Origin of the sequence: Pandoraea morbifera (assembly GCF_902459575.1) — a bacterium.
GTDB lineage: Bacteria > Pseudomonadota > Gammaproteobacteria > Burkholderiales > Burkholderiaceae > Pandoraea > Pandoraea morbifera.
The window spans coordinates 1-25,170 of the sequence record NZ_CABPSD010000023.1 but is presented as its reverse complement, the minus strand read 5'-3'; the positions used below and the strand labels follow the sequence as shown (position 1 = coordinate 25,170).

Here is a 25,170-nt window from a genome sequence, read left to right as displayed (position 1 = left end):
GACGACTGCGACAATCGATGCCGGTATCGACTGCGCGGTGCCCGCAATGCCCCGTGACACCTCGGGGCGACGGGCCCGCGCTTTTCATTTCAGACCTTCACCTCTCGCCGGCGTTGCCGCGTACGGTGCAAGTCTTCGAGGACTTCCTGCGCGGCCCCGCGCGCGAAGCGTCCGTGCTTTTCATTCTCGGGGATCTGTTCGAATACTGGATCGGCGACGACATGCTCGGCGCCGACGTGCCGCCCAGCCCCGCCCCCGGCGACCCTGACCTGTCCGGCCCCGAACCCCTGGGTGCGTTCGCCCGGCGCATGACGGCGGCCATGGCGGAATTGTCCGCAAGCGGTGTTCCCATCGCCGTGATGCGCGGCAACCGCGATTTCCTGCTCGGCGAGCGGTTCGCCCGCGCCGCCGGTGCGGTGATGCTCGACGATCCGTGCGTCTTTTCGTTTCTGGGTCAGGCGCTCGTGCTCAGTCACGGCGACCAGTTATGTACCGATGACGTGGGGTACCAGCGCTTTCGCCGGATTGCCCACTCGCCGCTCGGCAAGCGTTTTTTCCTGAGCCTGCCGCTGCGCCTGCGCATGGCGATCGCGGAGCGTATCCGACGTCGCAGCGCCGCCAAGGGGGCGCACCGCATGGGGTACGCGGACGCCAACGCCCAAGCCATCGACGCACTGCTCGACGCGTCCGGCGAGCGCACGCTCGTGCACGGCCATACGCACCGGCCCGCACGGCATGCCCACGGGCGCCGCGCGCGCTGGGTGCTGCCCGATTGGGAATTCGACGTGGCGCCCCCGCGCGGCGGCTATCTGCAATGGGATGCGCATGGGTTGCGCGCGGTTGACCTCTCGCCTTCCGTTCCCCCCCAGCGCGCCTGACGGCGCACGTCCCTCACATGTCCTGGATTTCCTTGCCGAGCTTGCGCAGCTCGGCGGTATCGATCTTGCTCGCGCCCAGCGCTTCGAGGTGTGCGCCGAGCTGATTGAGTGCAGCCACCATCGCATCGATCTTGTGCGCCTGATCGGTCGCGTTCTCTATCAATCCGTGGATGGCCAGCGATACGGGATCGTCGGCGTTCGGCGCGATGCCGTACGCCGAGAATTCCGTCTTGCGTCCCTGAGCGTCCTGCTTTGCCTGCGCATCGTCTTTCGGCGCGTGCGGGCGAATGACGCGCGCCGGATTCCCCACGGCGGTGCCGCCCGCGGGCACAGCCTTGACGACGACGGCGTTCGAGCCGATCTTCGCCCCTTCGCCGACCGTGAAGCCCCCCAGCACCTTGGCGCCCGCGCCGACGATGACACCCGCCTCCAGCGTCGGGTGGCGCTTGGCGCCGCGCGCCAGCGACGTCCCTCCCAGCGTGACGCCCTGGTAGATCGTGCAATCGTCGCCGATGACGGCCGTCTCGCCGATTACCACCCCCATCCCGTGATCGATGAAAACACGGCGGCCCAACGTGGCCCCCGGATGGATTTCGATTCCGGTGAGAAAGCGGGCGTATTGAGAGATGCAACGACCGAGCCACTTGAAGCCCGCCGTCCAGCACGCGTGCGCCACGCGGTGCAGCATCACGGCATGCAGGCCGGGGTAGCACGTGAGGACTTCCCAGTTGCTTCGGGCGGCGGGGTCCTTTTGCCGGATGGCGGCGATATCTTCGCGAAGACGAGTGAACATGGGCCTGATTCGATCCTGTGAAGCGCGTCCCGTCGACCCGGCAGAGGAGCAGCGGATCGAGCGGACCGGCGCGAAGGGTGATTTCTGGAGCAAGGGCGCCGGCCGTGGACGGCGGGCGTTGCAGTGCGGTGTGACATGACCGCGGCGCACGCGGCGGCGCAGGTCACGCGGGTCGGCACAGGGCTAACAGTGCACGTGATAAGGCAGGGAGGCGGCGCAACGCTGGCGCAAACGGTTCATATCCGCGAAGGCTGATGAGCTTGTGTCGGGAAATTGTATGGCGTTTTCGCGAAATTTGCAGGCGCGCGTGGCACCGCCGTCTCAGCGGCGCACCTTGCGCTCGAGTATGTGCTTCGCGATACCCCGCAGGATGTTGACTTCCTCGCGCTCCAGATGACTCTTGGCGAAGAGCCGGCGCAGGCGCGTCATGAGCTTCTTCGGATTATCGGGATCAAGAAAATCGAGGTCGACGAGCGCACGCTCCAGGTGAGCGAGCATGCCTTCGACGTCGTCGCGCGTGGCGAGCGCCTCGCGCCCTGGCGCATCGATGACCGCCGGCGCCACGTTCGCCGCGTGCAGCGGCTCGCCCAGTTCGAGCGCCAGACACGCGAGGCGCGCTTCGTAGGCGATCAGTTGCACCGCCTGCGAGAGATTCAGCGAGCTGTACATCGGGTTGGCGGGGATGTGAACCAGCGCGTTGCAGCGCTCCACGTCGGCATTCGAGAGTCCGGTGCGCTCGCTGCCGAAAACGAACGCAACGGTCTCACCCTGCCCCGCATGCTGCACTGCCATCGCCGCGCTCTCGCGCGGCGGTGCGTTGGGCGGCCCATATTCGCGCGAACGCGCGGAGAGCGCCACGGCCCAGCTCACCCCCTCCAATGCGGCGTCGAGGTCGGCCACGACCCGCGCGTGGGCAAGCACGTCGTCGGCGCCGCTCGCAAGCGCCACCGCTTCCGGATCGCGCAGGACTTCGGCCCCGGCACGCGGCGCGGCCAGCACCAGACACCCGAATCCCATCGTCTTGATCGCCCGGGCCGCCGAGCCGACGTTCCCCGGGTGGCTGGTCTCGTTGAGCACGAAACGCACTTGATCGAACAGTGGCGACGAATGAGCGGGAGCGGACAAAGGCATGAGACGGCGGTGGTGACGAGAAAACGCGATACGGTGGAAGGCAAGAATCTTGCCGGCGATCCGGCGCCCGTCCTCGGGCGGCCCGGCGGCAAACGTCGCTATTTTGCCCTGAAATGCGTGCGCTGCGGGCCGACTTCCACGGCACGTGCTCAAAGGAAGGCTGCCCCCTCGGCAAAACGCGAAAAAGGGTCGGATACGACAGACAGTCCAGCGCGTTGGCCGTATTTTTGTTAAAATGCGCGTTTTCGCCCGGCACTCTGCGCCGACACCTTCGGGGTCGCACTTGTCGGGCATCGCTCTTGCTCAATTTGTTCGCTTTGTCTGCCATGCCTATCGGCCCGCCCAGAGAATGGGTTGCGCGTATCGTGGGCCGTGGCCTTAACAGGAATCTGTCATGCAGCATCCCATGCTCAATATCGCGGTGAAGGCCGCGCGCCGCGCCGGCAACATCATCAGCCGTGCCTCCCTCGACATCGATACCGTCAAGGTCAGCAAGAAGCAGCACAATGACTTCGTGACGGAAGTGGACAAGGCGGCTGAGCTGGCGATCATCGAAACCCTCCTCCAGGCTTACCCCGACCACGCGATCCTTGCCGAAGAAACCGGCGAGGAACATGGCAATGGCGATTCGGAATACCAGTGGATCATCGATCCGCTCGACGGCACGACCAACTTCATTCATGGCCTGCCCTATTACTGCACTTCGATCGCGCTCGCACACAAGGGTATCGTCTCGCAAGCCGTGATCTACGACCCGACGCGCAACGAACTCTTCACCGCCTCGCGCGGTCGCGGTGCATTCCTCGACGGCAAGCGCATCCGGGTGTCGCGGCGCGATCGCCTGGCCGACGGCCTGATCGGCACGGGATTCCCATTCCGCGATCTGCAGGGCGTGGAGAACTACCTCAAGATGTTCGGCACGATGACCGAGCATTGCGCCGGCATCCGTCGCCCCGGCGCCGCCGCACTCGATCTGGCGAACGTGGCCGCGGGACGGATGGACGGCTTCTTCGAACAGGGTCTGAACGCCTGGGACATGGCCGCCGGCAGCCTGCTGATTACCGAAGCGGGCGGCCTGGTGGGCAACTACACCGGCGAATCGAACTTCCTTTTCGAAGGCGAAATTCTCGCGGGCAATCCGAAGATCTACGCGCAAATGGTCAACCTGCTCGAAGGCTACTCGCGCACCCAACGTCCGGCGCCGAAGAAGCGCGCCGCCGCCTCGGCCGCACAGGAAGACGGCGCGCAAGCGTAATCGATACGCCGCCGCGCACGAACCCGCACGAACCCGCACGAACCGATAGCGAGCGGTCGCACCGCACCCTCGCGGTCTGCGTGAAAAAACCCCGGCGATGCTCGCGCATCCCGGGGTTTTTTCATGGTGCGTCGCCGCGCCGGCCGACGCATCGAGCGCGGCGGCGACCGCTTCAGCCGCGCCGGCGGCGCCGGTCGCGCGGATCGCGACGTCGGCGCGCGTCAGTTGCCAAGACGCGCCAGCACCGTATCGCGGCCGAGCAACTCGAGCACGGCGTCAATCGACGGCGTGTGCGTGGTGCCGACCACCAGCAGACGCACCGGCATCGCGAGCTGCGGCATCTTCATGCCATGCTGTGCGAGCGTCGCCTTGAACACTGGCGAGATCGCCTCCTTCTTCCACTCGGACAGTGCCGCGAGCGCCGTGGCGAGATCCTTCACCGCGGCGCGTGCGGCATCCGTCATGTGTTGCGCAACGTCGGCCTCCGACGGCGCGGGCTTCCGGTAGAACATTTCCGCGCTCTGCGCGATGTCCTTGACGGTATTCGCACGGTCCTTGAACAGGCCCACCACGCCGGCGAGCGACGGGCCTCCCTCGATCGACACCCCCGCCTTCTGCAGGAACGGCTCGGTCAGCCCGGCCAGACGCTCATTGTCGGCCTGCTTCAGATACTGGTTGTTCAACCACAGCAGCTTTTCGGGATTGTGCTGCGCCGGCGACTTGCCCAGATGCTCGAGGTCGAACCATGCGACGAACTGGTCGCGTGTGAAAACTTCCGCGTCGCCGTGCGCCCAGCCGAGTCGTGCCAGATAGTTCACCACGGCCTCGGGCAGGAAGCCTTCTTCCCGGTACTGCACCACGCTCATGGCACCGTTGCGCTTGGACATCTTCTCGCCCTGGTCATTGAGCACGGTGGGCAGGTGTGCGTAGACCGGCGGCTGCTTGCCGAGCGCTTCGAAGATGTTGATCTGACGCGGCGTGTTGTTCACATGGTCGTCGCCACGAATCACATGCGTGATGTCCATGTCGATGTCGTCCACGACCACGCAGAAGTTATACGTAGGCGTCCCATCCGGGCGCGCGATCACGAGATCGTCGAGTTCCTCGTTGGAGATCTCGATCCGCCCCTTGACGGCGTCCTCCCACACCACGCTGCCCGTGAGCGGGTTCTTGAAGCGCAGCACCGGCTGCACGCCTGCGGGCGGCTCGGGCAGCACCTTGCCCGGCTCCGGACGCCAGCGGCCGTCGTAACGCGGCTTCTCGCCGCGCGCGCGCTGCTGCTCGCGCAATTCGTCGAGTTCCTCCATGCTCATGTAGCACGGGTAGACGTGACCGGCAGCCTTCAATTGCGCGAGCACCTCGCGATAGCGATCCATGCGCTGCATCTGGTAGAACGGGCCCTCGTCATAGTCGAGCCCGAGCCAGGCCATGCCCTCGAGAATGACCTGTACGGCTTCCGGGGTCGAGCGCTCGAGATCGGTGTCTTCGATGCGCAGCACGAACGCGCCGTGGTTGTGACGCGCGAACGCCCACGGGTAGAGAGCGGAACGGATGTTGCCCAGATGGATGAATCCGGTCGGGCTAGGCGCAAAGCGGGTGCGGACAGTGGTCATGGTTTGGCTTCGGTGCATCGCGTCGGCAACAAACAAAAACGCCCGCGGCGGAAGGTCACGCGCAGGCGGGTCGCCAACATTGGGAAGCCAACATTATATCAGCCGAGTGCGTGCATTCGCGGCACAGTCCTAGTGCGACATCGGAATTGCCCGCCTTGCCCCTCGGACATCGCCCGCCCGCTTCGCATGACCTCGGCGGCAACGGTCCGCTGTAGCGCGCACCAACGCCGCACGTGGGCGATAATGCGCCATACCCGAGCGTCGTGAGCCTCCGTCACGCGCCATCCGAACGGCTTTCCGTCATGTCCGCCCCTATTCTCGAACTGCGCGAATACCGCACAACGCACAGCACCGACATCCACGACTTTCATCAAGTCGTGATCGGGCTGTCGGGACGCATGGCGTTGTCGCTCGACGGCGAGACGGCACAGTTCGGACGCGTGGGGGCTCGCAACGGCGTGGTGATTCCCGCCGGCGTGCGCCACGACTATCGCGGCGACGGCCCGAATCGCCAGGTCGTGCTCGACGTTCCGGCGCGCGTGGCCGAGATCACCGGCACCGCGCGCGCGTTTGCGCACGAGGCATTCTTCGCACTCGATGCCCGACTGCTGGCGCTCGCGCAACGTGTGAGTGCGAACCTCGTTGGCGGCCAGCTGCTCAACGAACACGACCCCGTCGTGCGCGAGTGGCTCACGGCGCTGACGTCGCGCCTGGCGCCGGCGCGCCACGCGTCTCGCACGATCCGGTTGAATCTGGCCGACATCGACGCCCGGCTGCATGCCGACCTGGCCGCGCCGCCGGACACCACGACCCTGGCGCGCGAGGCCGGCATGAGCGTGCGCCACTTCCACGACTGTTTCGTTGCCATGACCGGCGAAACGCCGCACCGTCACCTCATGCGGCTGCGACTCGCCCGTGCGGCGGCACTGCTCCTGGCCAACGATACCGCGCTCGCGGACATCGCCCTTGCCGTCGGATTCAACGACCAGAGCGCCCTGACCCACGCGTTTCGCCAGCATTACGGCCTCACGCCCGCGGCATGGCGTCGCGAACAGGGTGCAAGCCGCGCGTCCCACTGAGGCGAATCGGCGCCGCGTCTGCAGAATTTCACAAGCCGTCGCCCCGCGCCCGCGATAGGCTCACGGGATTTCAGACATCGCAACGGAACCGGGAGCAGCCCATGGCCGAGACCATCGAGTGGCAGGATTTCGAGAAAGTGGAACTTCGTGTGGGGACGATTGTGACCGCACGCGTCAACGAGAAGGCAAAGAAGCCGGCCTACGTGCTGGAGGTCGATCTCGGGGAACTGGGTGTGAAAACGTCCAGCGCGCAGATCACGGTGCACTACACGCCGGCATCGCTCGTCGGGCGGCAGGTGCTCTGCGTGTGCAATTTTCCACCGAAGCGGATCGCCGGCATCGCCTCGGAGGTGCTCGTGACGGGTTTCGCGGACACCGGCGGCGCGATCGTCCTCGCCGGGGTCGAACGTCCCGTGCCCAATGGAGCCCGCCTCCACTGACCGCCGTCCCTCTCCCGGCGCGCGGCCCCGGAAAGTTCCGACGTCCGAACGAAATTCGTCCCGAAAATGACAGGGTGACGGCACTGAACGTCGAATTCCGTGTCAAATAGCGTCGCTGCCTGGCGCGCAACGATGGCGCCGGCAAGGATCGACGGGCGCGCCGCGACGTGCCATGGGGTATTGGGGGATGATGGCTTGAAACCGCTTCTGTATCGCCTTGGGCTTGGATTGCTCGGGCTTTGTGTCTTCTGGGCGCTGGGCATGCTCAGCGCCAACGAGCTGGGCAAGAGCGCCGCGCTCATGACCACGGCGCTGCCCGGCCTGGCGGGTCTGTGCCTGTTGCTGCGGGCGCGGCCCGCATGGTTCAGCGCGACCACGCTCGGCGTGATCGCCATCTTCTTTCTCGACGCCGCGACGAAAGGTTTTCTGCGCGATTACTTCGGTTTGCGACCGAATCATCTGCTGGTGCTTCAGGCGGTGTTCAACACCAATGCGTCGGAGACCGGTGAATTCTTCCGTCACAACTGGCGCGACGTGGCCGAGGCGAGCGCCGCCTTCGCCGGACTCTTCGCGATGGCAGTGGTGCTGGAGCGCCGTCTGTCGCGCCGCGAGGCCGTCGGCGGGCGACCGCCGCTGCGCCGAGGCGGCCAGATCGCGGTCGCCACCCTGTTTACGGGCTTTCTGGCATTGCACCTGAACCCGACGATGGCCAAGGAGAACCCGCTGCTCTACTGGCCGCTGCGCTATCTCGATTACAAGGGGCAACTTGCGCACGCCGAAAAGCTCCAGCGCGAGCTCGAGCAAAGCATGGCGCAGCGCAGCGACTGGCGGGTGCAATACCACGGCCCGGCGCGCAAGACGGTGGTCTGGGTGATCGGCGAGAGCCTGAACCGCAACAACATGTCGCTCTACGGCTACGCGCGCGACACGACACCGATGCTCGGCACGCTGCGCGACGACCTCACAGTGTTTCGCGACGTGGTGTCCTCCGAGCCGGCGACGATGGCATCGCTCATGAAGATGCTCACCCCGGCAAGCCTCGACGATCCCGACGCGTGGACACGCCAACCGGACTTGATCATGCTGGCCAGGGAGGCCGGCTTCCGCACCTACTGGCTCTCGAATCAGGTACCCAATGACGGCTGGCTAGGCCTCGTCGCCAATCGCGCGGACGAACGCGTCTTCATCAACAAGGGGTTCGGTCGGGGCGAGAACAACTTCGACGGCAATCTTCTGCCGGCATTCGAGAATGCCCTCGCGAACGATGCCCCCCGAAAGCTCATCGTCGTGCATCTGCTGGGGGCGCATCCGACCTATGACATGCGTTATCCCGAGAGCTTCGCGCGCTTCGACGACACGGAAGACACCGTGACAGCGGCGCTCGAGGCCCAGGGGCGCTCGCTCTGGGTGCGGCGCCTGCGCAACGAGTACGACAACGCCATCGCTTACAACGATTTCGTCGTCGCCAGTCTGATCCGCAAGACGATGGCGTCCGATGCCTCCGCCGACGCGAGCCTGCTGTTCAGCTCGGATCACGCGCAGGAAGTGGGGCACACCCGAAACCACACCGGACAGTCGGTGGCCGATGCGTCGGGTTACGAGATTCCGATGATCGTCTGGACGCGCAAGACCATCGACGCGCAACGCCGCGCCTCGCTGGAATCGCGGCCGTACCAGACCGATCAGCTCGAGCACACGATGCTCGGGCTTCTCGACATCGACACGCCCTACTACGACGCATCGCACGATGTGCTGAGCGGCGCATTCGTTCCGGCGCCACGCCGCATCAACGGCATGGCCTACCGGCCTTCGGCGGCGGTGTCCGACGCGGCGTCCGGCGCGGCGCCTGCACGACGCGTCGAGAGTGCCGAAGGCGTCGAAGGCGGTGGAAGTGGTGGAAATGCGCGCAACGCCAAAGGTCCCGCCGATGACGCCCTTAGCCGCCACGCCGGTTGAGTCGGCACGGCGTCGAATTCAATCGCAAGAAACGGAGCGTTCGATCGCGGCCATCTGACTAGACTCCCTTCGAGATCCCCGCCTCGAAGAGATGCCGATGCCAGACGCGCGCCCACCCCTGCCACACTGCCCGCTGCCCACTGATCCGCGCGCCGGTTCGCCATCCGGTGCACACGTCGATTCGCAGTCCGATGCGATCGCCGCGCCGCGTACCGCCGAATCGATGCACCGGCTCGTCGCGTCGCTCTCGCGCGCGAACCTCGCCGCGCAATTCAGCGAACAGATGACGCTGGCCGTCATCCCGATCGTGGCCGTCATCGCGTTGCACGCCTCGGCCGAGCAGACCGCCTCGTTGCAGGCGGCCACCACGTTGCCGTTTCTGCTGCTCTCGCTGCCTGCCGGCGTGCTTGCGGACCGCTATCGCCGTAAGCCGCTCATGATCGCGGCGGAGCTGCTGCGTGCCGCGGCGCTCCTCGTGCTCTTCGTCCTGTTCCGGATGCACTGGCTTGCACTCGCTTCGCTGGGCACGCTGGGTTTCGCGATGGCGACGGGGACCGTGGTCTTCGGCGCGGCGGCACCGTCGCTTGTGGCCGCGCTCGTTGGCCCCGCGCATCTGCTTGCCGCGAACCGGCGACTGGAGACGGCCCGCAGCGTTGCATTCACCGCGGGTCCGGCCATTGGCGGCGTGCTCGCGGGCGTCGCCTCCGGATTGCTCGCCTTCGCGACCGCCTTCGCGCTGTCGCTCGCCAGCGCATTCTGGCTGTCGCGGCTGCCAGAGGAGGCCGCGCGCGCCGGTGCGCGAAGGCACTTCGTTCATGAACTCGGTGAAGGCGTGCGCTTCATCGTCCACAACGGCTATCTGCGCCCCATCGTGGCGACGGCGTTCGTCTTCAACACCGCGTGGTATCTGTTGTTGTCCGTCTTCGCGTTCTTCGCCATCGACACGTTGGAGTTCTCGCCGCAGGCGGTCGGCGCCGCGCTGGGCACCTACGGATTCGGGATGGTGTGCGGGGCGATGGGTTATGCGCGCGTGGCCAAACGCCTGCGCTTCGGGCGGCAGATCCTCCTCGGCCCGATCTGCGCCGCGCTCGCGGCATTGCTGATGGGCACCACCACCGCAGTGCCAGGCGGTCCCGGCGCCTACGGCATCGTCTTCGCGGCCTTCTTCCTGTTTGGCTTCGGCCCGATCGTGTGGACGATCTCCACGACATCACTGCGCCAGATCGTCACGCCCGGCGGCATGGTCGCGCGCGTGTCCGCCGTCACGATGACGGCGACGTTCGGCGCGCGACCGCTGGGCGCGTTTCTGGGAGCCGCAATCGCATCCGGGTACGGCGCAAAAGCCTGCCTCTTCGCCATGGCCATCGGCTTCGGCGTGCAACTCGCGATCATCGCCCGCTCGCCCTCGGCACGCCTTGCGTCGCTCGAAGCCGCGCAGCATGGCTGAGCTTGCCGTTCACCGCGAGGCAGCGGTGCATGCCCACCGCCCGGGCTGAGGTGCACAAACCGCCCGATCGTCATCGCGGTACGAGACGCGATGGTCGCGACACATCGCCCCGGCATCGCTGGCAGCGGCACCGCTGCCAGGCCGCGGTTACCGCGCGCGCAGGACCTCGCGAAGTGCATCGGTGAGCGCCTGGCACTCCGCTTCCGTCCCCACCGTAATGCGCAGGAACTGCGCAATACGCGCCTGCTTGAAGTGACGCACGATGATCGAGCGCTCGCGCAGTGCGGCGGACAGTTGCGCCGCGTCGTGCGACGGGTGACGCGCGAACACGAAGTTCGCCGCAGACGGCAGCACCTCGAAGCCCAGCGTCGTCAGCCGTGCCACCAGCGCCTCGCGACTGGCGATCACCGCGCGCCGCGTCTCGTCGAAATACGTTTCGTCCTCGATGGCCGCCACACCGGCCGCTTGCGCCAACCGATCGAGCGGATATGAGTTGAAGCTGTTCTTCACGCGCTCGAGCGCCTCGATCAGATCGGGATGACCCAGGGCGAAACCCAGGCGCAGTCCTGCGAGCGAGCGTGACTTCGACAACGTTTGCACGACCAGAAGATTCAGATATCTGCCGATCAGCTTCGCGGCGCTCTCGCCACCGAAATCGATGTACGCCTCGTCGATCACGACCACCGAATCCGGATTGCCCGCCAGCAGCCGTTCGATCTCCCCCGAGGCGAGCACGCGCCCCGTGGGGGCATTGGGGTTGGGGAAGATGATGCCGCCGTTGGGCTTCAGGTAATCGTCGACCCGGATTTCGAACGTCTCGGTGAGCGGCACGTTCTCGAACGCCACGCCATACAACCCGCAGTACACCGGGTAGAAGCTGTAGGTGATGTCCGGGTAGAGAATCGGCTTGTCGTGCTTGAGCAACCCTTGAAACACGTTTGCCAACACCTCGTCCGACCCGTTGCCCACGTGCACATTCGCCACTTCCAGGCCGAAGCGCCCGGCAATGGCCTGCTTGAAGCGACGCGCGTCGGGGTCGGGATAAAGCTTGAGCGCGTCGGCATCGCTGCCGAGCGCCTCGCGAATCGCGGCAAGCACTCGCGGCGACGGCCCGTACGGATTCTCGTTGGTATTGAGTTTGATGAGCCGCTGCATTTGCGGCTGCTCACCGGGGACATATGGCGTCAGGTCGGCGACGCCCGCACTCCAGAATCGGCTCATGACGTCGGCTCCGCTCACTTCGCGAAACCGCGCGCCAGATCCGCCTGGATGTCGGCAGGCGACTCCAGCCCCACGGCCAGGCGAATCAGCCCCTCCGTGATGCCGGCGGCCGCGCGAGCCTCGGGCGTGATGCGACCGTGCGTGGTACTCGCCGGATGCGTGATCGTCGTGCGCGTATCGCCGAGGTTGCCCGTGATCGAGCACACCTGCGAGCTATCGATCACGCGCCATGCGTTCTCGCGTTGCTCGGCCGGCGTTGCCCCCTTGAGCTCGAAGGCCACGATCGCGCCGCCCGCCTTCTGCTGGCGCTGGGCCAGGGCGTATTGCGGGTGCGACGGCAGCCCGGGGTAGTACACGCGCGCGACCTGCGGCTGCTTCTCGAGCCATTGCGCAATGATCAACGCGTTCGCCGATTGCTTTTCCACACGCAGCGACAGCGTCTCCATGCCCTTGAGCAGCACCCATGCGTTGAACGCCGAGAGCGTGGGGCCCGCGCTGCGCACGAACGGGAAGACCTTGCCCATGATGAACTCCTTCGTACCGACGATCGCGCCGCCCAACACGCGGCCCTGACCATCCAGATACTTGGTGGCGGAGTGCACGACGACGTCGGCGCCATACTCGATCGGGCGCTGCAATGCCGGGGTGCAGAAGCAGTTGTCGACGACGAACAGCGCGCCCGCTTCCTTCGCGATCTTGCCGATGGCGGCAATGTCGGCGATATCGGTGAGCGGGTTCGACGGCGTTTCCAGAAAGAACATCTTCGTGTTCGGACGGATCGCCGCGCGCCAGGCGTCGAGATCCGTGGGATCGACGAACGTGGTCTCGACACCGAAGCGATTGAAGATCGTGGAGAAGACGTTGAGCGTGGAGCCGAAAATGCTGCGCGAACTCACCAGGTGGTCGCCGGCCGACAGCGCCGACATCACGACCGAGACGATCGCGCTCATGCCCGAGGCGGTCGCCATGCACGCCTCGGCGCCTTCGAGCGCGGCCAGACGATCCTGGAACATCGATACGGTCGGATTGGTGAAGCGCGAGTAGGTGAAACCCTCCTCCGAATGCGCAAAACGCTCGGCAGCTTCGGCCGCGCTCTTGAATACGAAGCTCGAGGTCAGGTACAGCGCCTCGGAATGCTCACCAAACTCGGAACGCTGCGTGCCCGCGCGCACCGCCAGGGTGTCGAAATCGAAGGAATCCATCGTATATCTCGTCATTGGATCGGCCCGCCCGTCGGCCAAAAAAAGAAAAGCCCGTTTCGCTGGTCAGCAAAACGGGCTCGAAATCCATCTGTCTAGGCCTCGCTTTAGCTGTTTCGGGGAGATTCCCCCACGTCCGCAAGCTGAAATCAAATCGACGTGAGAAGCAGTGTAGCACGTTGCCGGCGACGCAGAAACTTCCGCGCCTCGCACCCGGCCCGCAGCCCGTCCAGCCCGGCGGTCCGCCTCGGATTGCCGAAGCTTCCCGCCATGGCAGGCCCGGCGACGCGTCTGTCAGAGGCCAAGCTGAGCCCCGCGCGGCTCATTGTCATCGCCCTCGTTCGCTTCCGCGACAGGCGCTTTCGGCGCCTTGCGCTGCTGCTCCAGGCGATTGAGGTATTCCGGCGTGACGTCGCCGGTGATGTAGTTGCCGTCGAAGCAAGAAGCATCGAAGTCGGTCAGCGCCGGGTTGATGTCGCGCACGGCGGCCTTCATGTCCTCGACGTCCTGGTAGATCAGTTCGTCCGCGCCGATGATCCGCGCCACTTCCTCGTCGCTGCGGTCATGAGCGACCAGTTCGCTGCGCGTGGGCATGTCGATGCCGTACACGTTCGGGAATTTCACCGGCGGCGCGGCCGAGGCAAAGATCACCTTGCGTGCGCCGGCGTCGCGCGCCATCTGCACGATTTCCTGGCTGGTCGTGCCACGCACGATCGAATCGTCGACGATGAGGACGTTCTTGTCCTTGAACTCGACACGCATGGCGTTGAGCTTCTGGCGTACCGACTTCTTGCGCATGGCCTGGCCCGGCATGATGAAGGTACGGCCGACGTAGCGGTTCTTGAAGAAACCTTCGCGGTAGTTCAGGCCCAGGCGCTTGGCGACCTGCATGGCAGCCGGACGGCTCGAGTCCGGAATCGGCATGACCACGTCGATGTCCTGGTAGTCGAGTTCGCGGCGGATCTTCTCGGCGAGATAGTCGCCCATGCGCAGGCGGGCATCGTAGACCGGCACGCCGTCGAGCACCGAATCCGGACGCGCCAGGTACACGAGTTCGAAAATGCAGGGATGCATCGACGCCGCGGTCGAGCATTGCTGCGAGGTCAGCTCACCGTCGTTGCTGATGAAGACCGCTTCGCCCGGCTTGACGTCGCGCTCGAACGCGAAGCCCATGCCTTCGAGCGCCACCGATTCCGACGCCACCATCCACTCCGTGCCGTTCGGGCCGTCGAAGCGGCCGATACAGAGGGGACGAATGCCGTTCGGATCGCGAAACGCGAGCAGGCCGAAGCCCGAGATGATCGAGACAATCGCGTACGATCCGCGCAGCCGCCCGTGCACCTTGCCGACCGCCTCGAACAGCGATGCCACGGTCAGGCCGTCACGCGAACTGCGCTCGAGTTCATGCGCGAGCACGTTGAGCAGCACTTCGGAATCGGAGGTGGTGTTGATGTGGCGACGGTCGACCCGGAACATCTCGTCCTTGAGCTGTTCCCAGTTCGTCAGGTTGCCGTTGTGGGCGAGCACGATGCCATACGGCGCGTTCACGTAGAACGGCTGGGCCTGGGCGGCACTCGACGATCCCGCCGTCGGGTAACGCACCTGGCCAATGCCGACGCTGCCCGGCAAGTCGCGCATGTTGCGCGTGCGGAACACGTCCCGCACCATGCCGTTGCCCTTGTGCATGTAGAAGGACTGGCCATCCGTCGTCGCGATACCCGCGGCGTCCTGGCCGCGGTGCTGCAGGAGCAGCAGACTATCGTAGATGAATTGGTTGACCGGGGATTTGGAGACTACACCGACGATGCCACACATGGCATGAATCCTTCAAAAAACATCGAAATCTGCATCAAACGGACAGTATTATCCGTCATTCGGAAACCTTGTGCAGGCCGGTCGACGGCGTGGACGATCCGCTCACCCCGCCGCTGCGCATGCCCCAGCCCGGCGACGCATCGCCGCCGCCCTGCACGCTCAGGCCGCTCCCGCCCGAAAATCCGGTACCCTGCCCGGCCAGCGCGTTCGCCGCACCGTTTACGGCATTCGTCGCGCCGCCCATCAGGTTCGACAATCGGCTCGATATCGCGCCGCCCGTTTGGCCCATGTCATTCATCGCACCGGCCGCCCCCGTGTCGCCCGGCTTGCCGCGCCCACGACCGCCCTCGATCACCTCCGGCCCGGTCTGCCCGCCCGGCGACGTCATGCCGCGGTAAGGTTCCAACTGCGGCAAGGGAATCGACGTCCCCAGCGGATTCGCGCTCGGAATCGCCGCGTCGGGCTTGTGCAGATAGTGCTGCACCGGTTCGGGCAGGTAAGGCATCAGGCGGTCGAGCCCTGCTTCCACCCAGGGCCTCACAAGCGAGTTTTGCCACACTGGCTCCTTGGGCAATGCCGTTAACTTGGCGGCGACCATCAGCACCATCAAGAGCAAAACACCGCGAACGATACCGAACAACATGCCTAATCCGCGATCGGCCGGTCGCAGGCCGATCAAATCGGTCATGCGCCCCACCAGCGCGCTCACGATCCCCGCACCGAACACCACGGCAACGAGCACCAGCAGGAAGCCCAGTGCGCCCTGTGTCATCTCGCCGCCCGGCAGATCCGCCGGCAGCCAGTGCGCCACTGTCGGGCCGAAAGCGCGCGCCACGAAGAACGCGACCACCCAGCCGACGAGATTGAACAGCTCGCGCACCAGACCGCGCAGCATGCCCAGCAACATCGAACCCAACAGGATCGCGATGGCCGCGTAATCCACCACGGTCAGGAGGCCACCATGCATCGAATCGCCCAAATCAGCCTGCCTCGGCGACCTGCGCCGTCAGTCCGGCATCGCGAATCTTCTTGCCCGCCGCTTCCGCGCTCGCGCGATCGGGGAACGGGCCCGCGCGCAGCAGGTAGAGCTCACGGCCGTCGACCGAGCTCTTCACCATGTAGCTCGGCACGTTCACGAGCTTAAGCTTCACGAGCCACGCCTGGGCACGATCCTGGGTGGAGAACGCCCCAATGCGCACGAGGTATTTGCCCCCCGACGCACCCGGCTTTTGTGCCGCGTCGCGGTTGTCGGCCGGCTTGGCGGGCTTGACGGTCGCGTTGTTCTGGGCGAACTGAGCGATCGGGTCAGCGGTATTCCCGGACTGGGGCTTGGCCTGGGCGCGCGCGGTGTCGTGCGTGTCCGGCTTGGCCGCCGGCTTCGCATCGGCGTGCTGCTCGGGCTTTTTCGCGTCGGGTTTGTGCGCTTCCGGCTTGACTTCCGGCTTCACCTGCGCGACCTGCGGCTCCGGGACCGCGGTCGGCGCGGGGGCCACGGCTGCGGCGGGCGGCACGGCCGTCGGCGCCGGGGCGGGCGCCGGCTTGGCCGCGTTGGCCAGTGTGCTGCTGTCGACGGCCTCCTCGCCCTTGTCGAGCGAGGCGTCGGACGGCGGCGTCGCGGCGGCCTGCGGCTTCACGCGCACGGGGGGCGAGCCGGCATCCTTGCCGGGAATCTGGATCGCGATGTCGTCGGCCGCCGGCTTCGGCTCCGGCGCGAGGATCATCGGCAGAATAATGACGGCGGCGAGCACCAACGCCAACGCGCCGACCAGACGGCGACGCGCGCGTTGCTTCTCGGGCAGCAGCGGATCGAGTTGCTCATGCTCGCTGTACTCCCCCCCTCCCGCCGCACGGGTGCCGGTTCGGCCGCTCCTGCGGCTACCGCGCTTCGGGGGAACGGCTTCGGCGTCTTTCTTGCGGAAGGAAAACAATCCCATAGGCCCTTGGCTCTGGTCGAAACTCGCGTCGTTGGACTGATCATCGCGCATCTGGTGCGGCACGCGCATGACATTTCTCGTAAGCAAATGTCACGGCAAAGGCACCCACACGCCTCAGTGGCGTTGCAATTTGCGGTGCGACATCACACCCGCCACCGTAAAGAACGATCCAAAAACCACAATTCTATCATTCTCCCCGCACTGCTCGAGCGCGGCCGCATAGGCTTTCTCGGGGGATTCGAAGGTTTCGACGGAATGATCGGCATCCGGCTTGAACCCGACGGTCCGCAGCTTCTCCTCGAGCACCGCCGGCCCTGCCGCGCGCTCGGTCGGCAGTGCGCACAGGCGCCAGTGATCGACCTTGTCGACCAGGTGGCGCAGCACGCCCTCGATATCCTTGTCGGCCATGGCGCCGAACACCGCATACGTGTACGGAAAATAGCCCATGCCGTCGAGGTTGTGGCCAAGCGCCGCCGCGGCGTGCGGGTTGTGCGCCACATCGAGCACCACCGCGGGGCGCCCCGGCAGCACCTGAAAGCGTCCCGGCAGTTCCACCGAGGCGAGTCCCAGACGAATGTCCTGTGCGGAGACCGGCAGCACGCTGCGCATCGATTCGAGCGCCGCGAGCGCCGCCGATGCGTTGAGCAACTGGTTCGCCCCGCGCAGCGCCGGGTATGCCAGCGCAGGACGGCGCATCTGGCGCCCGCCGTAGCTCCACTGCTGCTTGTCGCCCTGATAGTTGAAATCGCGGCCGAAAAGCCACAGGTCGGCGCCGATGCGCTCGGCCTCGGAGACGAGCGTGGCGGGCGGCATCGGATCGCCGCAAATGGCCGGCTTGCCCGCACGGAAGATGCCGGCTTTCTCGATGGCGATCGCCTCGCGCGTGTTGCCCAGATAGCTCGCGTGGTCGATGTCGATGCTCGTAACGACCGCGCAATCGGTATCGACGATGTTCACCGCGTCCAGGCGCCCGCCGAGCCCCACCTCGAGAATCACGGCGTCGAGCCCGGCGGTGGCGAACAGATGCATGATCGCAAGCGTGGTGAACTCGAAATACGTGAGCGAGACCGGCGTCTCGAAGCTCGTGCGCGCCCGTTCGACCGCCTCGAAGTGCGGCAGCAGCGTGGCATCGTCCACGACTTCGCCGTTCACGCGTGCGCGCTCGTTGAACGAGATCAGATGCGGCGACGTGTGGCAGCCGACCCGGTAACCGGCCGAGAGAAGAATGGCCTCGATGAGCGCGCAGGTCGAACCCTTGCCGTTGGTGCCGCCGACCGTGAAGACGGGGCACGGAAATTTGAGCCCGAGCGCGTCCTTCACGCGGCCAATGCGTGTGAGACCCATGTCGATGCCCACGGGGTGGGCGGTTTCGAGATGTGCCAGCCAGGCGTCGAGAGTGGAATATGTCGGCATGAATATACGGGGGCAGAAAACAAAAACGCGGACGTCATGTAACGTCCGCGCTGTTTGCTGCGAAATAAGGCGAATGATGCAAACGATGCAATCAGGCGCTGCTGGCGCGGCGCCCGCGTGGCGTTGCGTCATTCTACGCCGTTGCACCGCCCTTTGGGGCACCGCGACGGCGCACGCCGCTTCACCTTGCGGCGAGTGGCGCGGGCCTCAGGCGACCGCGTCGGCCGGCTGGCACTGCATCAGCGCGATCAGGCGAGCGATCTCCTCGCGCATGTTGCGACGATCGACGATCATGTCGATCGCACCCTTTTGCAGCAGGAATTCCGAGCGCTGGAAACCTTCGGGCAGCTTCTCGCGCACGGTCTGCTCGATCACGCGCGGGCCGGCGAAGCCGATGAGCGCCTTGGGCTCGGCCATCACGACGTCGCCCAGGAAGGCGAAACTCGCGGACCCCCCCCCCATCGTCGGATCGGTCAGCACGGAGATGAACGGCAGCTTGGCGTCGGACAGCTTCGTGAGCATGGCCGTGGTCTTGGCCATCTGCATGAGCGAGAGCAGGCTTTCCTGCATGCGCGCGCCGCCCGAAGCGGTCACGCAGATGAACGGCACGCCCTGCTCGAGGGCATTCTGCGCGCCGCGCACGAAGCGCTCGCCCACCACCGAGCCCATGGAACCGGCCATGAACGAAAACTCGAAGCAGGCCACCACGACCGGCAGCGTGTGGATCGCACCACCCATGACGACCATCGCGTCGGTCTCGCCGCTGTCGTCCATCGCTTCCTTGATGCGATCCGGATACTTGCGGCTGTCCTTGAACTTCAGCGCGTCGACCGGCACGATCTCCTGTCCGAGTTCGTAACGACCTTCCGGATCGAGCAACGCGTCCAGACGCGCGCGCGCGCCGATGCGCATGTGATGGTCGCACTTCGGGCAAACGTGCAGATTCGCTTCCACGTCGTTGCGATACAACACCGCTTCGCACGACGGGCACTTGATCCACAGCCCTTCCGGGATGCTCTTGTTGCGCTGCGTCGGATCGGTTTGCTTGATCTTCGGGGGCAGCAGCTTATCGAGCCAGCTCATAGTTTCTCCTTGGCAAACGCCCGCTCCAAAGGGGGCGGGCGTTTCTGGCGACCATGTGACACGGTCGTTTCAATTCAGCGTTTCACCGGGCGGGTCGGGCGCCCCGCGGGTCGTCCCTGCTCCGGACGCCGCGAATTTACGCCGGAATTTACGCCGATTTGGCGCCCTCGTCGAGCGCCTGACGGATACCGCCGATGAATTCAGCCAGCGATTTTACCGCGTTCTGGCCTTCCAGATCACGCGGCGTGTTTTCCAGACGCTGCACGATGGCGCTGCCGATGACCACGGCGTCGGCCACGCTTGCGATCGCGCGGGCCGTTTCGGCGTCGCGAATCCCGAAACCCACGCCGACCGGCAGCGCCGCGGCCGCCTTGATCTGGGGAATCTTGGCGGCCACGCTCGCCAGATCCAGGCTTGCCGCGCCCGTCACGCCCTTGAGCGAAACGTAGTACAGGTAGCCGCTCGCCTGACGTGCCACGGCGGCGATACGCGCATCGGTCGACGTGGGCGAGAGCAGGAAGATCGGATCGATGCCGTGTGCGCGCATGGCGCCCGCATAGGCTTCGGCCTCCTCGGGGGGGTAATCGACCACCAGCACGCCGTCCACGCCTGCCTTGGCGGCGCGCTCGGCGAAGGCCTCCAGCCCCATCGCCTCGATCGGGTTGGCGTAGCCCATGAGCACGACCGGCGTGCGGTCGTTGGTCTGACGGAACACGGCCACGTAGCCGAGCACCTCGGCCAGACTCACGCCGCGCGCCAGCGCGCGCTCCGAGGCGCGCTGAATCACGGGGCCGTCGGCCATCGGGTCGGAAAACGGCACGCCGAGCTCGATGACATCGGCCCCGTTGTCGGCAAGCGCATGCATCAGCCTGACGGACCACCCCGGCTCGGGATCGCCGGCGGTGATGAACGGAATGAGGCCCTTCTTACCCTGCGCTTGCAAGGCTTGGAACGTCGCTTGGATGCGGGACATGATCGGAAAGTCTCTGAAGTCGTTGGTTGGCGAGCGCGTGATAGTGCGCATTGAGCTCGAAGCCGACGAAACGCCGGCCGTGCAGCGCGCACGCCACGGCCGTCGTGCCGCTGCCCATGAACGGGTCGAGCACGAGTCCGCCGGGCGGGCAACTGGCCAGCACCATGCGCTCGATGATATGCAGCGGTTTCTGCGTCGGATGATCGACGCGTTCGGGGTCTTGCCGGTGCAATCGCGAGATCGACCACAGATCCTTGGGGTTGTAACCCAGTTCCAGCCACTTGCTGCCCTCGAAGATGCGGCGCGAGCGCGCCTTCTTCGTCGCGGCGTCATACGGCACGCGCACGGCATCGAGGTCGAAATAGTAGTCCTTCGACACTGCGAAAAAACCGATGTTGTCGTGCACGGACGAGAATCGCCGGGTACTGCCGCCCATGCTGGGCACGCGGCGATCCCAGATGATCTCGTTGATCATCAGCATGCGCTGCTTCAGGAACACGAAGAGCTCGGGGGCGTACTGCCACGTGCAGAACAGGTAGAGCGAGCCGCGCGGTGCGAGCTTCGGAATGGCCGCCTCCAGCCAGCCATACGTCCAGCCGAGAAAGTCCTCGCCGGAGCGCTTGTCCGAGTCGTTGCCGTAATCCTTGCCGAGCCCGTAGGGTGGATCGGCCAGAATCAGGTCGACGCTGCCGTCTTCCAGTTCATGCACGTGATGCAGAAAATCAGCGTGACGCAAATCGATGTCGCCCGGCGCCCATTGCGCCCGCAGCTCGCCGGCAGCCTCGAGGGCCTCGAGACGTGCGGCGGCGGCTTCAGTGGCGTCCATGGGACGCTCGGTCCCGAGGGCGTCATTCTGTGCCTTGCGATCAGTCAGATCGGTCATGCTGGTTCGGTTGGTGTCAGGAAGGATCAGGGAATCCGTGGCATCCCGCTGCAACGCGGCAATGCGGGGCGATACGACGGTGCTTACGCGCCCGGGTGCCCCGGCTTGGCCAGTGCCATCACGGTGTGCATGTCCTTGTCGCCGCGCCCCGAGAGATTGACCAGCACGATCTGATCGCTCGGCAGCGTTGGCGCAAGCTTGCACGCGTAAGCGAGTGCATGACTCGACTCCAGTGCCGGGATGATGCCCTCGATACGGCAGCAGTCGTGAAATGCCCGCAGCGCCTCGGTGTCGGTGACGCCCACGTACTCGGCACGCTTGATATCGTGCAGCCACGCATGCTCGGGGCCCACACCCGGGTAGTCGAGGCCGGCCGAGATCGAGTGCGTTTCGGTGATCTGACCGTGCGAATCCTGCAGCAGATACGTGCGGTTGCCATGCAGCACGCCCGGCGTGCCGCCGAGGATCGAGGCCGCGTGGCGACCGGTCCCGATGCCCTCGCCCGCCGCTTCCACGCCCACGAGCTTCACGTCGGGCACGTCGATATACGGGTAGAAGATGCCCATGGCGTTGGAGCCGCCGCCCACGCACGCGAGCACATAATCCGGTTGACGACCGGCCAGCTCGGGCATCTGCACCTTGCACTCCTCGCCGATCACGCTCTGGAAATCGCGCACGAGCATCGGGTACGGGTGCGGTCCGGCCACGGTGCCGATGATGTAGAAAGTGCTCTCGACGTTCGTCACCCAGTCGCGCATCGCTTCATTGAGCGCATCCTTGAGCGTCTTCGAGCCGGATTCCACCGGAATCACGGTCGCACCGAGCAGTTGCATGCGGTACACATTGGCGGCCTGGCGCTTCACGTCTTCCGCGCCCATGTAGACCACGCACTCCATGCCGAAACGCGCGGCGATGGTCGCGGTGGCCACGCCGTGCTGACCCGCCCCGGTCTCGGCGATCACACGGCGCTTGCCCATGCGGCGTGCAAGCAGCGCCTGTCCGATCACGTTGTTGACCTTGTGTGCGCCGGTGTGATTCAGGTCTTCGCGCTTGAGGTACACCTGCGCGCCGCCCAGTTCCTGGCTCCAGCGCTTGGCGTGATAGATCGGCGACGGACGGCCGACATAATGCTTCAGTTCGTAGTGGAATTCTTCGAGGAAAGCCGGATCGTGCTGATACCGGGCATACGCCTCGCGCAGTTCGTCGAGCGCGTGAATCAGCGTCTCGGCCACAAAGATACCGCCGTACGGGCCGAAATGGCCCCGGGCGTCAGGCAAATCGTACATGGTCGTCACTCTTCGCAGTACCGGTGCGCGGCCCTTGCGGCCGCCCCGGCGGGTTGCTATTCGGCGTCGGCGGCACGCACTGCGTGCACGAACGCCGTCATGCGGGCGGGATCCTTCACGCCCCGCGACGCCTCCACACCGCTCGACACGTCGACGGCGTACGGCGCCACCCGGCCGATGGCTTCAGCAACGTTGTGTGCGTTCAAGCCACCACTCAAAACGGCCCGACGCGCGATGTCTTTTGGAATAAGTGACCAATCGAAAACCTTTCCTCCACCGCCATAGCCCTCGACCAGGGCGTCGAGCAAGATGCCTTGCGCGGCGGTGTATGCCTGAGCGAATTGTAGCAAATCGCCGCTGTCTTTCGTCTCCGGGCCGATACGCATGGCGCGCAGGTAGGGACGGTTCCCGGCCGCGACAGACAACGCCGCGCATTGCTCGGGCGTTTCGTCTCCATGGAACTGGAGGCTCGTGAGCGGCACGGCCTCGACAGTTCGGGCGATGTCATCGGCCGTCGCGTTGACGAAAAGGCCGACCAGACTGACGTACGGCGGCACGCGCCGGGCCAGTTCGGCCGCACGCGCCAGCCCCACATAGCGGGGACTGGGCGGATAGAAAACGAGGCCGATCGCGTCGACGCCAAGCGCCACCGCGTGGTCGATGTCAGCCGCCTGAGTCAGGCCGCAGATCTTGATTCGCGTACGGGAGTTGGGGGAATTCATGAACGGGCCCACGGCATCGGAAACGGCCACGCAGCCCAGTTGGGCTCGGGCACGGCGAAACGCTCAGGATACCCCACGCGCGCCAGATACAGGCCATCGGGCATGAACGTCGGTGCGGCCTGACGGCGATCCAGACTCGCGAGAACGTGAGTCATCCAGCTCGCCGGCTGGCGCCCACGGCCGACCGCCACCAGGCACCCCATGATGTTGCGCACCATGTGGTGCAGGAAGGCGCTTGCGCGAAAGCGGAACACGAAGAAGTGCCCCTGCTGTTCGATGTCGATGCCGTAGAGATGCTTGACCGGCGTTTTCGCCTGGCATTCGGACGACCGGAACGCTGAGAAGTCGTGCTCGCCCACGAGTGCCTGGCTGGCGGTGCGCATGGCGTCGAGATCGAGCGGCGTGTGCAGCCAGCCACAGCGACCGTCGAGCAGCGGGGAGCGTACCGGATGCACGTACAGCACATAGAAGTAGGTGCGCTCGAACGCCGCGAAACGTGCGTGAAAATCGTCCGGCATCGCCTGCGCCCATTGCACGGCGACCGTTTTCGGCAGGAATGCGTTGACGCCGCGCACCCACGAGAACATCGCCCGGTCCAGTTCCGTGTCGAAGTGAACGACCTGACCGATGCCGTGCACGCCGGTGTCCGTGCGGCCCGCGACCGTCGTGGGCAACGCCACGCCGCCAAACTCCCGCAACGCGGCTTCGAGCGCCTGCTGCACGGTATTGCCGTGCGGCTGCGATTGCCAGCCGGAGAACGCCGTGCCGTCGTAATGGATGCCCAGTGCGATTCGCATATGAAAATGAAAAATGGGCGCCCAAGCTTCGGGCGCCCCAAACTACGGTCAATCTGTGGTGTGTTCGCCGGTGTGTCGCCGCGTCACTTGCCAAGCTCGGCCAGCCGCGCACGCGCGACCGACTGTTGTGCGGCGTCGCCGCCGGCGATCACCTCCTCGAGTAGCTCGCGCGCGCCATCGTCGTCGCCGATGGTCTGGTACGCGGCTGCCAGTTCGAGCTTCGTATGGAACTCGTCGGGAACGTCCGCCTCTGTCGCACGCGGGACAATCGGCGCGGGTGACACGTCCTGGACCTGCGGCGCCGCTGGCTCACCGGCATAGGACGTCGCAGGCGCGGTCGCCGGGAACGGCTCGTGCGCCTCATGCGCCACGAGCGCCTCGGTACCCGTTGGCTCGGGCAATACCGGCACGCTCGCCGATGCGGGCGCCGAAGAAGCCTCGTCGCCCTTCAGGTCGAGACTGAAATCGGACAGGTCGAACGACAGCGGCTTGAGCGACGGTGCCTCGTGCGCGGCGTCGGTGTAGCTGCGCGGCGCTTGCGCGGTGCTGGAGGCCTGCTGCATCGCCGCGTCGAAATCCTCGTCGCTGAGGTCGTCGCCCGGTTCTGCCTCCGCGTCGGTGTTCGCGTCGCCGGTCGATGCGTCGGCGCCGTGCTGCGCAGCCGCCTGCTCATGCAACGGATGCCCCGGCGGCGCCATCGTGAACTGGACCGAACCGATGCCCTGCGAGAGCGACGGCAAGGCGCCGCTGGAAATCGTCCCCACATGCGCCGGCTGGCCCGGAATGCCAAGATCCAGATCGCCAAGCATGCCCGCGACGCCGCCCTTTGGCACCGCTTGCGTCGACAGTTCGGCCTGCCGTTCCTCGGTCGTCCCGGACGCCGGTTCGCGCGCGCTCTCCGACGCGGGCGCGGCCTCGAGCTCGGATGCCGGTTCGGCAGCCACACTGCCCGCAGCCGCAGCCGCGTTCAGGGCTTCGAGCGATGCGAGGCTCGCCGCCATCGGATCGGGATGTGCGGCAGGCGCATCGCCCACGGTGACGGTCGGCTCCACCTCGCCGGCTTGCTCCGCAAAAGCGGCATCCCAATCAATGTCCTGCTCGTCGGCGCCGTCCGCCGACGGTTCCCCGGCGTCGGCGCCGTCGGCAACCACGTGCTCGTGATCAATATCAGACGCTTCAGCCGTTTCAGCCGTTTCAGCCGTTTCAGCCGTTTCAGCCGTTTCAGCCGTTTCAGCCGTTTCAGCCGTTTCAG

Annotated in this window: 22 protein-coding genes; 6 read left to right on the top strand and 16 right to left on the bottom strand. The window is 65.9% G+C overall.

What is annotated here, in order from left to right:
* The first annotated feature begins 17 nt into the window (after positions 1-17).
* A complete protein-coding gene (locus PMO31116_RS22785; protein WP_281350169.1) occupies positions 18-878 on the top strand; it encodes a UDP-2,3-diacylglucosamine diphosphatase in 861 nt (286 codons plus the stop codon).
* 13 nt (positions 879-891) lie between these two features.
* On the opposite strand, the gene cysE is transcribed toward PMO31116_RS22785, so the two are convergent.
* Both cysE and PMO31116_RS22775 read right to left on the bottom strand, forming a co-directional pair.
* Positions 892-1,671, bottom strand: coding sequence for a serine O-acetyltransferase (cysE, locus tag PMO31116_RS22780; protein ID WP_150568695.1), 780 nt, complete (start codon positions 1,669-1,671; stop codon positions 892-894).
* A 321-nt stretch (positions 1,672-1,992) separates the two neighbouring features.
* The gene (locus PMO31116_RS22775) at positions 1,993-2,802 is read right to left on the bottom strand and encodes an RNA methyltransferase (protein ID WP_150568694.1); all 810 of its coding nucleotides are present in this window, start codon (positions 2,800-2,802) and stop codon (positions 1,993-1,995) included.
* Between the two features lie 394 nt (positions 2,803-3,196).
* Between PMO31116_RS22775 and PMO31116_RS22770 the strand changes: the two genes are divergently transcribed.
* Complete coding sequence (locus PMO31116_RS22770; RefSeq protein WP_150568693.1) at positions 3,197-4,057, top strand: inositol monophosphatase family protein; 861 nt, start codon at positions 3,197-3,199, stop codon at positions 4,055-4,057.
* A gap of 221 nt (positions 4,058-4,278) precedes the next feature.
* On the opposite strand, the gene gltX is transcribed toward PMO31116_RS22770, so the two are convergent.
* Positions 4,279-5,670 carry a glutamate--tRNA ligase gene (gltX, locus tag PMO31116_RS22765; RefSeq protein ID WP_150568692.1) on the bottom strand — a complete coding sequence of 464 codons (1,392 nt, stop codon included), beginning with the start codon at positions 5,668-5,670 and terminating at the stop codon, positions 4,279-4,281.
* 302 nt (positions 5,671-5,972) lie between these two features.
* Here gltX and PMO31116_RS22760 point away from each other — a divergent pair, with 302 nt between their 5' ends.
* The 4 genes from PMO31116_RS22760 (at position 5,973) to PMO31116_RS22745 (ending at position 10,592) form a co-directional block, all read left to right on the top strand.
* Entirely contained in the window at positions 5,973-6,749 is a 777-nt protein-coding gene (locus PMO31116_RS22760; RefSeq protein WP_150568691.1) for an AraC family transcriptional regulator, read from the top strand.
* Between the two features lie 101 nt (positions 6,750-6,850).
* On the top strand, positions 6,851-7,189 hold the full coding sequence (locus PMO31116_RS22755; protein WP_150568690.1) for a tRNA-binding protein: 339 nt from the start codon (positions 6,851-6,853) through the stop codon (positions 7,187-7,189).
* Positions 7,190-7,384: 195 nt separating this feature from the next.
* Positions 7,385-9,145 carry a phosphoethanolamine transferase gene (locus PMO31116_RS22750; RefSeq protein ID WP_150568689.1) on the top strand — a complete coding sequence of 587 codons (1,761 nt, stop codon included), beginning with the start codon at positions 7,385-7,387 and terminating at the stop codon, positions 9,143-9,145.
* Positions 9,146-9,242: 97 nt separating this feature from the next.
* The gene (locus tag PMO31116_RS22745) at positions 9,243-10,592 is read left to right on the top strand and encodes an MFS transporter (protein ID WP_246185446.1); all 1,350 of its coding nucleotides are present in this window, start codon (positions 9,243-9,245) and stop codon (positions 10,590-10,592) included.
* Positions 10,593-10,739: 147 nt separating this feature from the next.
* Here the strand turns inward: PMO31116_RS22745 and hisC are convergent, their stop codons facing one another.
* The 13 genes from hisC to PMO31116_RS22680 form a co-directional block, all read right to left on the bottom strand.
* Complete coding sequence (gene hisC, locus PMO31116_RS22740; RefSeq protein WP_150568688.1) at positions 10,740-11,813, bottom strand: histidinol-phosphate transaminase; 1,074 nt, start codon at positions 11,811-11,813, stop codon at positions 10,740-10,742.
* A 14-nt stretch (positions 11,814-11,827) separates the two neighbouring features.
* Complete coding sequence (locus PMO31116_RS22735) at positions 11,828-13,015, bottom strand: O-succinylhomoserine sulfhydrylase (protein ID WP_150568687.1); 1,188 nt, start codon at positions 13,013-13,015, stop codon at positions 11,828-11,830.
* 291 nt (positions 13,016-13,306) lie between these two features.
* Entirely contained in the window at positions 13,307-14,827 is a 1,521-nt protein-coding gene (gene purF, locus PMO31116_RS22730; RefSeq protein ID WP_150568686.1) for an amidophosphoribosyltransferase, read from the bottom strand.
* Positions 14,828-14,882: 55 nt separating this feature from the next.
* Complete coding sequence (locus PMO31116_RS22725; protein WP_150568685.1) at positions 14,883-15,794, bottom strand: CvpA family protein; 912 nt, start codon at positions 15,792-15,794, stop codon at positions 14,883-14,885.
* A gap of 13 nt (positions 15,795-15,807) precedes the next feature.
* Positions 15,808-16,830 carry an SPOR domain-containing protein gene (locus PMO31116_RS22720; RefSeq protein ID WP_246185445.1) on the bottom strand — a complete coding sequence of 341 codons (1,023 nt, stop codon included), beginning with the start codon at positions 16,828-16,830 and terminating at the stop codon, positions 15,808-15,810.
* A gap of 45 nt (positions 16,831-16,875) precedes the next feature.
* The gene (gene folC, locus PMO31116_RS22715) at positions 16,876-18,174 is read right to left on the bottom strand and encodes a bifunctional tetrahydrofolate synthase/dihydrofolate synthase (protein WP_150568684.1); all 1,299 of its coding nucleotides are present in this window, start codon (positions 18,172-18,174) and stop codon (positions 16,876-16,878) included.
* 207 nt (positions 18,175-18,381) lie between these two features.
* On the bottom strand, positions 18,382-19,257 hold the full coding sequence (gene accD / locus PMO31116_RS22710) for an acetyl-CoA carboxylase, carboxyltransferase subunit beta (RefSeq protein ID WP_150568683.1): 876 nt from the start codon (positions 19,255-19,257) through the stop codon (positions 18,382-18,384).
* Positions 19,258-19,405: 148 nt separating this feature from the next.
* Positions 19,406-20,230 (bottom strand): tryptophan synthase subunit alpha, encoded by an 825-nt coding sequence (gene trpA, locus PMO31116_RS22705; RefSeq protein WP_150568682.1) that lies wholly within the window; start codon positions 20,228-20,230, stop codon positions 19,406-19,408.
* Positions 20,184-21,056: a DNA-methyltransferase gene (locus tag PMO31116_RS22700; RefSeq protein ID WP_150568714.1), complete on the bottom strand. Its 873-nt coding sequence runs from the start codon at positions 21,054-21,056 to the stop codon at positions 20,184-20,186. Before PMO31116_RS22700 ends, trpA begins: the two co-directional genes overlap by 47 nt.
* 140 nt (positions 21,057-21,196) lie before the next feature.
* The gene (trpB, locus tag PMO31116_RS22695; protein ID WP_150568681.1) at positions 21,197-22,399 is read right to left on the bottom strand and encodes a tryptophan synthase subunit beta; all 1,203 of its coding nucleotides are present in this window, start codon (positions 22,397-22,399) and stop codon (positions 21,197-21,199) included.
* A 56-nt stretch (positions 22,400-22,455) separates the two neighbouring features.
* Positions 22,456-23,121, bottom strand: coding sequence for a phosphoribosylanthranilate isomerase (locus PMO31116_RS22690; RefSeq protein WP_150568680.1), 666 nt, complete (start codon positions 23,119-23,121; stop codon positions 22,456-22,458).
* Entirely contained in the window at positions 23,118-23,918 is an 801-nt protein-coding gene (gene truA, locus PMO31116_RS22685) for a tRNA pseudouridine(38-40) synthase TruA (RefSeq protein WP_150568679.1), read from the bottom strand. The genes PMO31116_RS22690 and truA overlap by 4 nt, the downstream gene beginning before the upstream one ends.
* Positions 23,919-24,001: 83 nt before the next feature.
* Positions 24,002-25,170, bottom strand: a 1,169-nt coding sequence (locus tag PMO31116_RS22680; protein WP_281350168.1) for a FimV C-terminal domain-containing protein, incomplete at its 5' end; no start/stop codon positions are given.

Coding starts and splice junctions, on each gene's coding strand:
- PMO31116_RS22745 (WP_246185446.1), top strand. CDS start 9,243: ATGCCAGACGCGCGCCCACCCCTGCCACACTGCCCGCTGCCCACTGAT.
- PMO31116_RS22755 (WP_150568690.1), top strand. CDS start 6,851: ATGGCCGAGACCATCGAGTGGCAGGATTTCGAGAAAGTGGAACTTCGT.
- truA (WP_150568679.1), bottom strand. CDS start 23,918: ATGCGAATCGCACTGGGCATCCATTACGACGGCACGGCGTTCTCCGGC.
- gltX (WP_150568692.1), bottom strand. CDS start 5,670: ATGACCACTGTCCGCACCCGCTTTGCGCCTAGCCCGACCGGATTCATC.
- PMO31116_RS22725 (WP_150568685.1), bottom strand. CDS start 15,794: ATGCATGGTGGCCTCCTGACCGTGGTGGATTACGCGGCCATCGCGATC.
- trpA (WP_150568682.1), bottom strand. CDS start 20,230: ATGTCCCGCATCCAAGCGACGTTCCAAGCCTTGCAAGCGCAGGGTAAG.
- folC (WP_150568684.1), bottom strand. CDS start 18,174: ATGCCGACATATTCCACTCTCGACGCCTGGCTGGCACATCTCGAAACC.
- hisC (WP_150568688.1), bottom strand. CDS start 11,813: ATGAGCCGATTCTGGAGTGCGGGCGTCGCCGACCTGACGCCATATGTC.
- cysE (WP_150568695.1), bottom strand. CDS start 1,671: ATGTTCACTCGTCTTCGCGAAGATATCGCCGCCATCCGGCAAAAGGAC.
- PMO31116_RS22690 (WP_150568680.1), bottom strand. CDS start 23,121: ATGAATTCCCCCAACTCCCGTACGCGAATCAAGATCTGCGGCCTGACT.
- trpB (WP_150568681.1), bottom strand. CDS start 22,399: ATGTACGATTTGCCTGACGCCCGGGGCCATTTCGGCCCGTACGGCGGT.
- PMO31116_RS22775 (WP_150568694.1), bottom strand. CDS start 2,802: ATGCCTTTGTCCGCTCCCGCTCATTCGTCGCCACTGTTCGATCAAGTG.
- accD (WP_150568683.1), bottom strand. CDS start 19,257: ATGAGCTGGCTCGATAAGCTGCTGCCCCCGAAGATCAAGCAAACCGAT.
- PMO31116_RS22700 (WP_150568714.1), bottom strand. CDS start 21,056: ATGGACGCCACTGAAGCCGCCGCCGCACGTCTCGAGGCCCTCGAGGCT.
- PMO31116_RS22720 (WP_246185445.1), bottom strand. CDS start 16,830: ATGCGCGTGCCGCACCAGATGCGCGATGATCAGTCCAACGACGCGAGT.
- PMO31116_RS22735 (WP_150568687.1), bottom strand. CDS start 13,015: ATGGATTCCTTCGATTTCGACACCCTGGCGGTGCGCGCGGGCACGCAG.
- PMO31116_RS22785 (WP_281350169.1), top strand. CDS start 18: ATGCCGGTATCGACTGCGCGGTGCCCGCAATGCCCCGTGACACCTCGG.
- PMO31116_RS22770 (WP_150568693.1), top strand. CDS start 3,197: ATGCAGCATCCCATGCTCAATATCGCGGTGAAGGCCGCGCGCCGCGCC.
- purF (WP_150568686.1), bottom strand. CDS start 14,827: ATGTGTGGCATCGTCGGTGTAGTCTCCAAATCCCCGGTCAACCAATTC.
- PMO31116_RS22760 (WP_150568691.1), top strand. CDS start 5,973: ATGTCCGCCCCTATTCTCGAACTGCGCGAATACCGCACAACGCACAGC.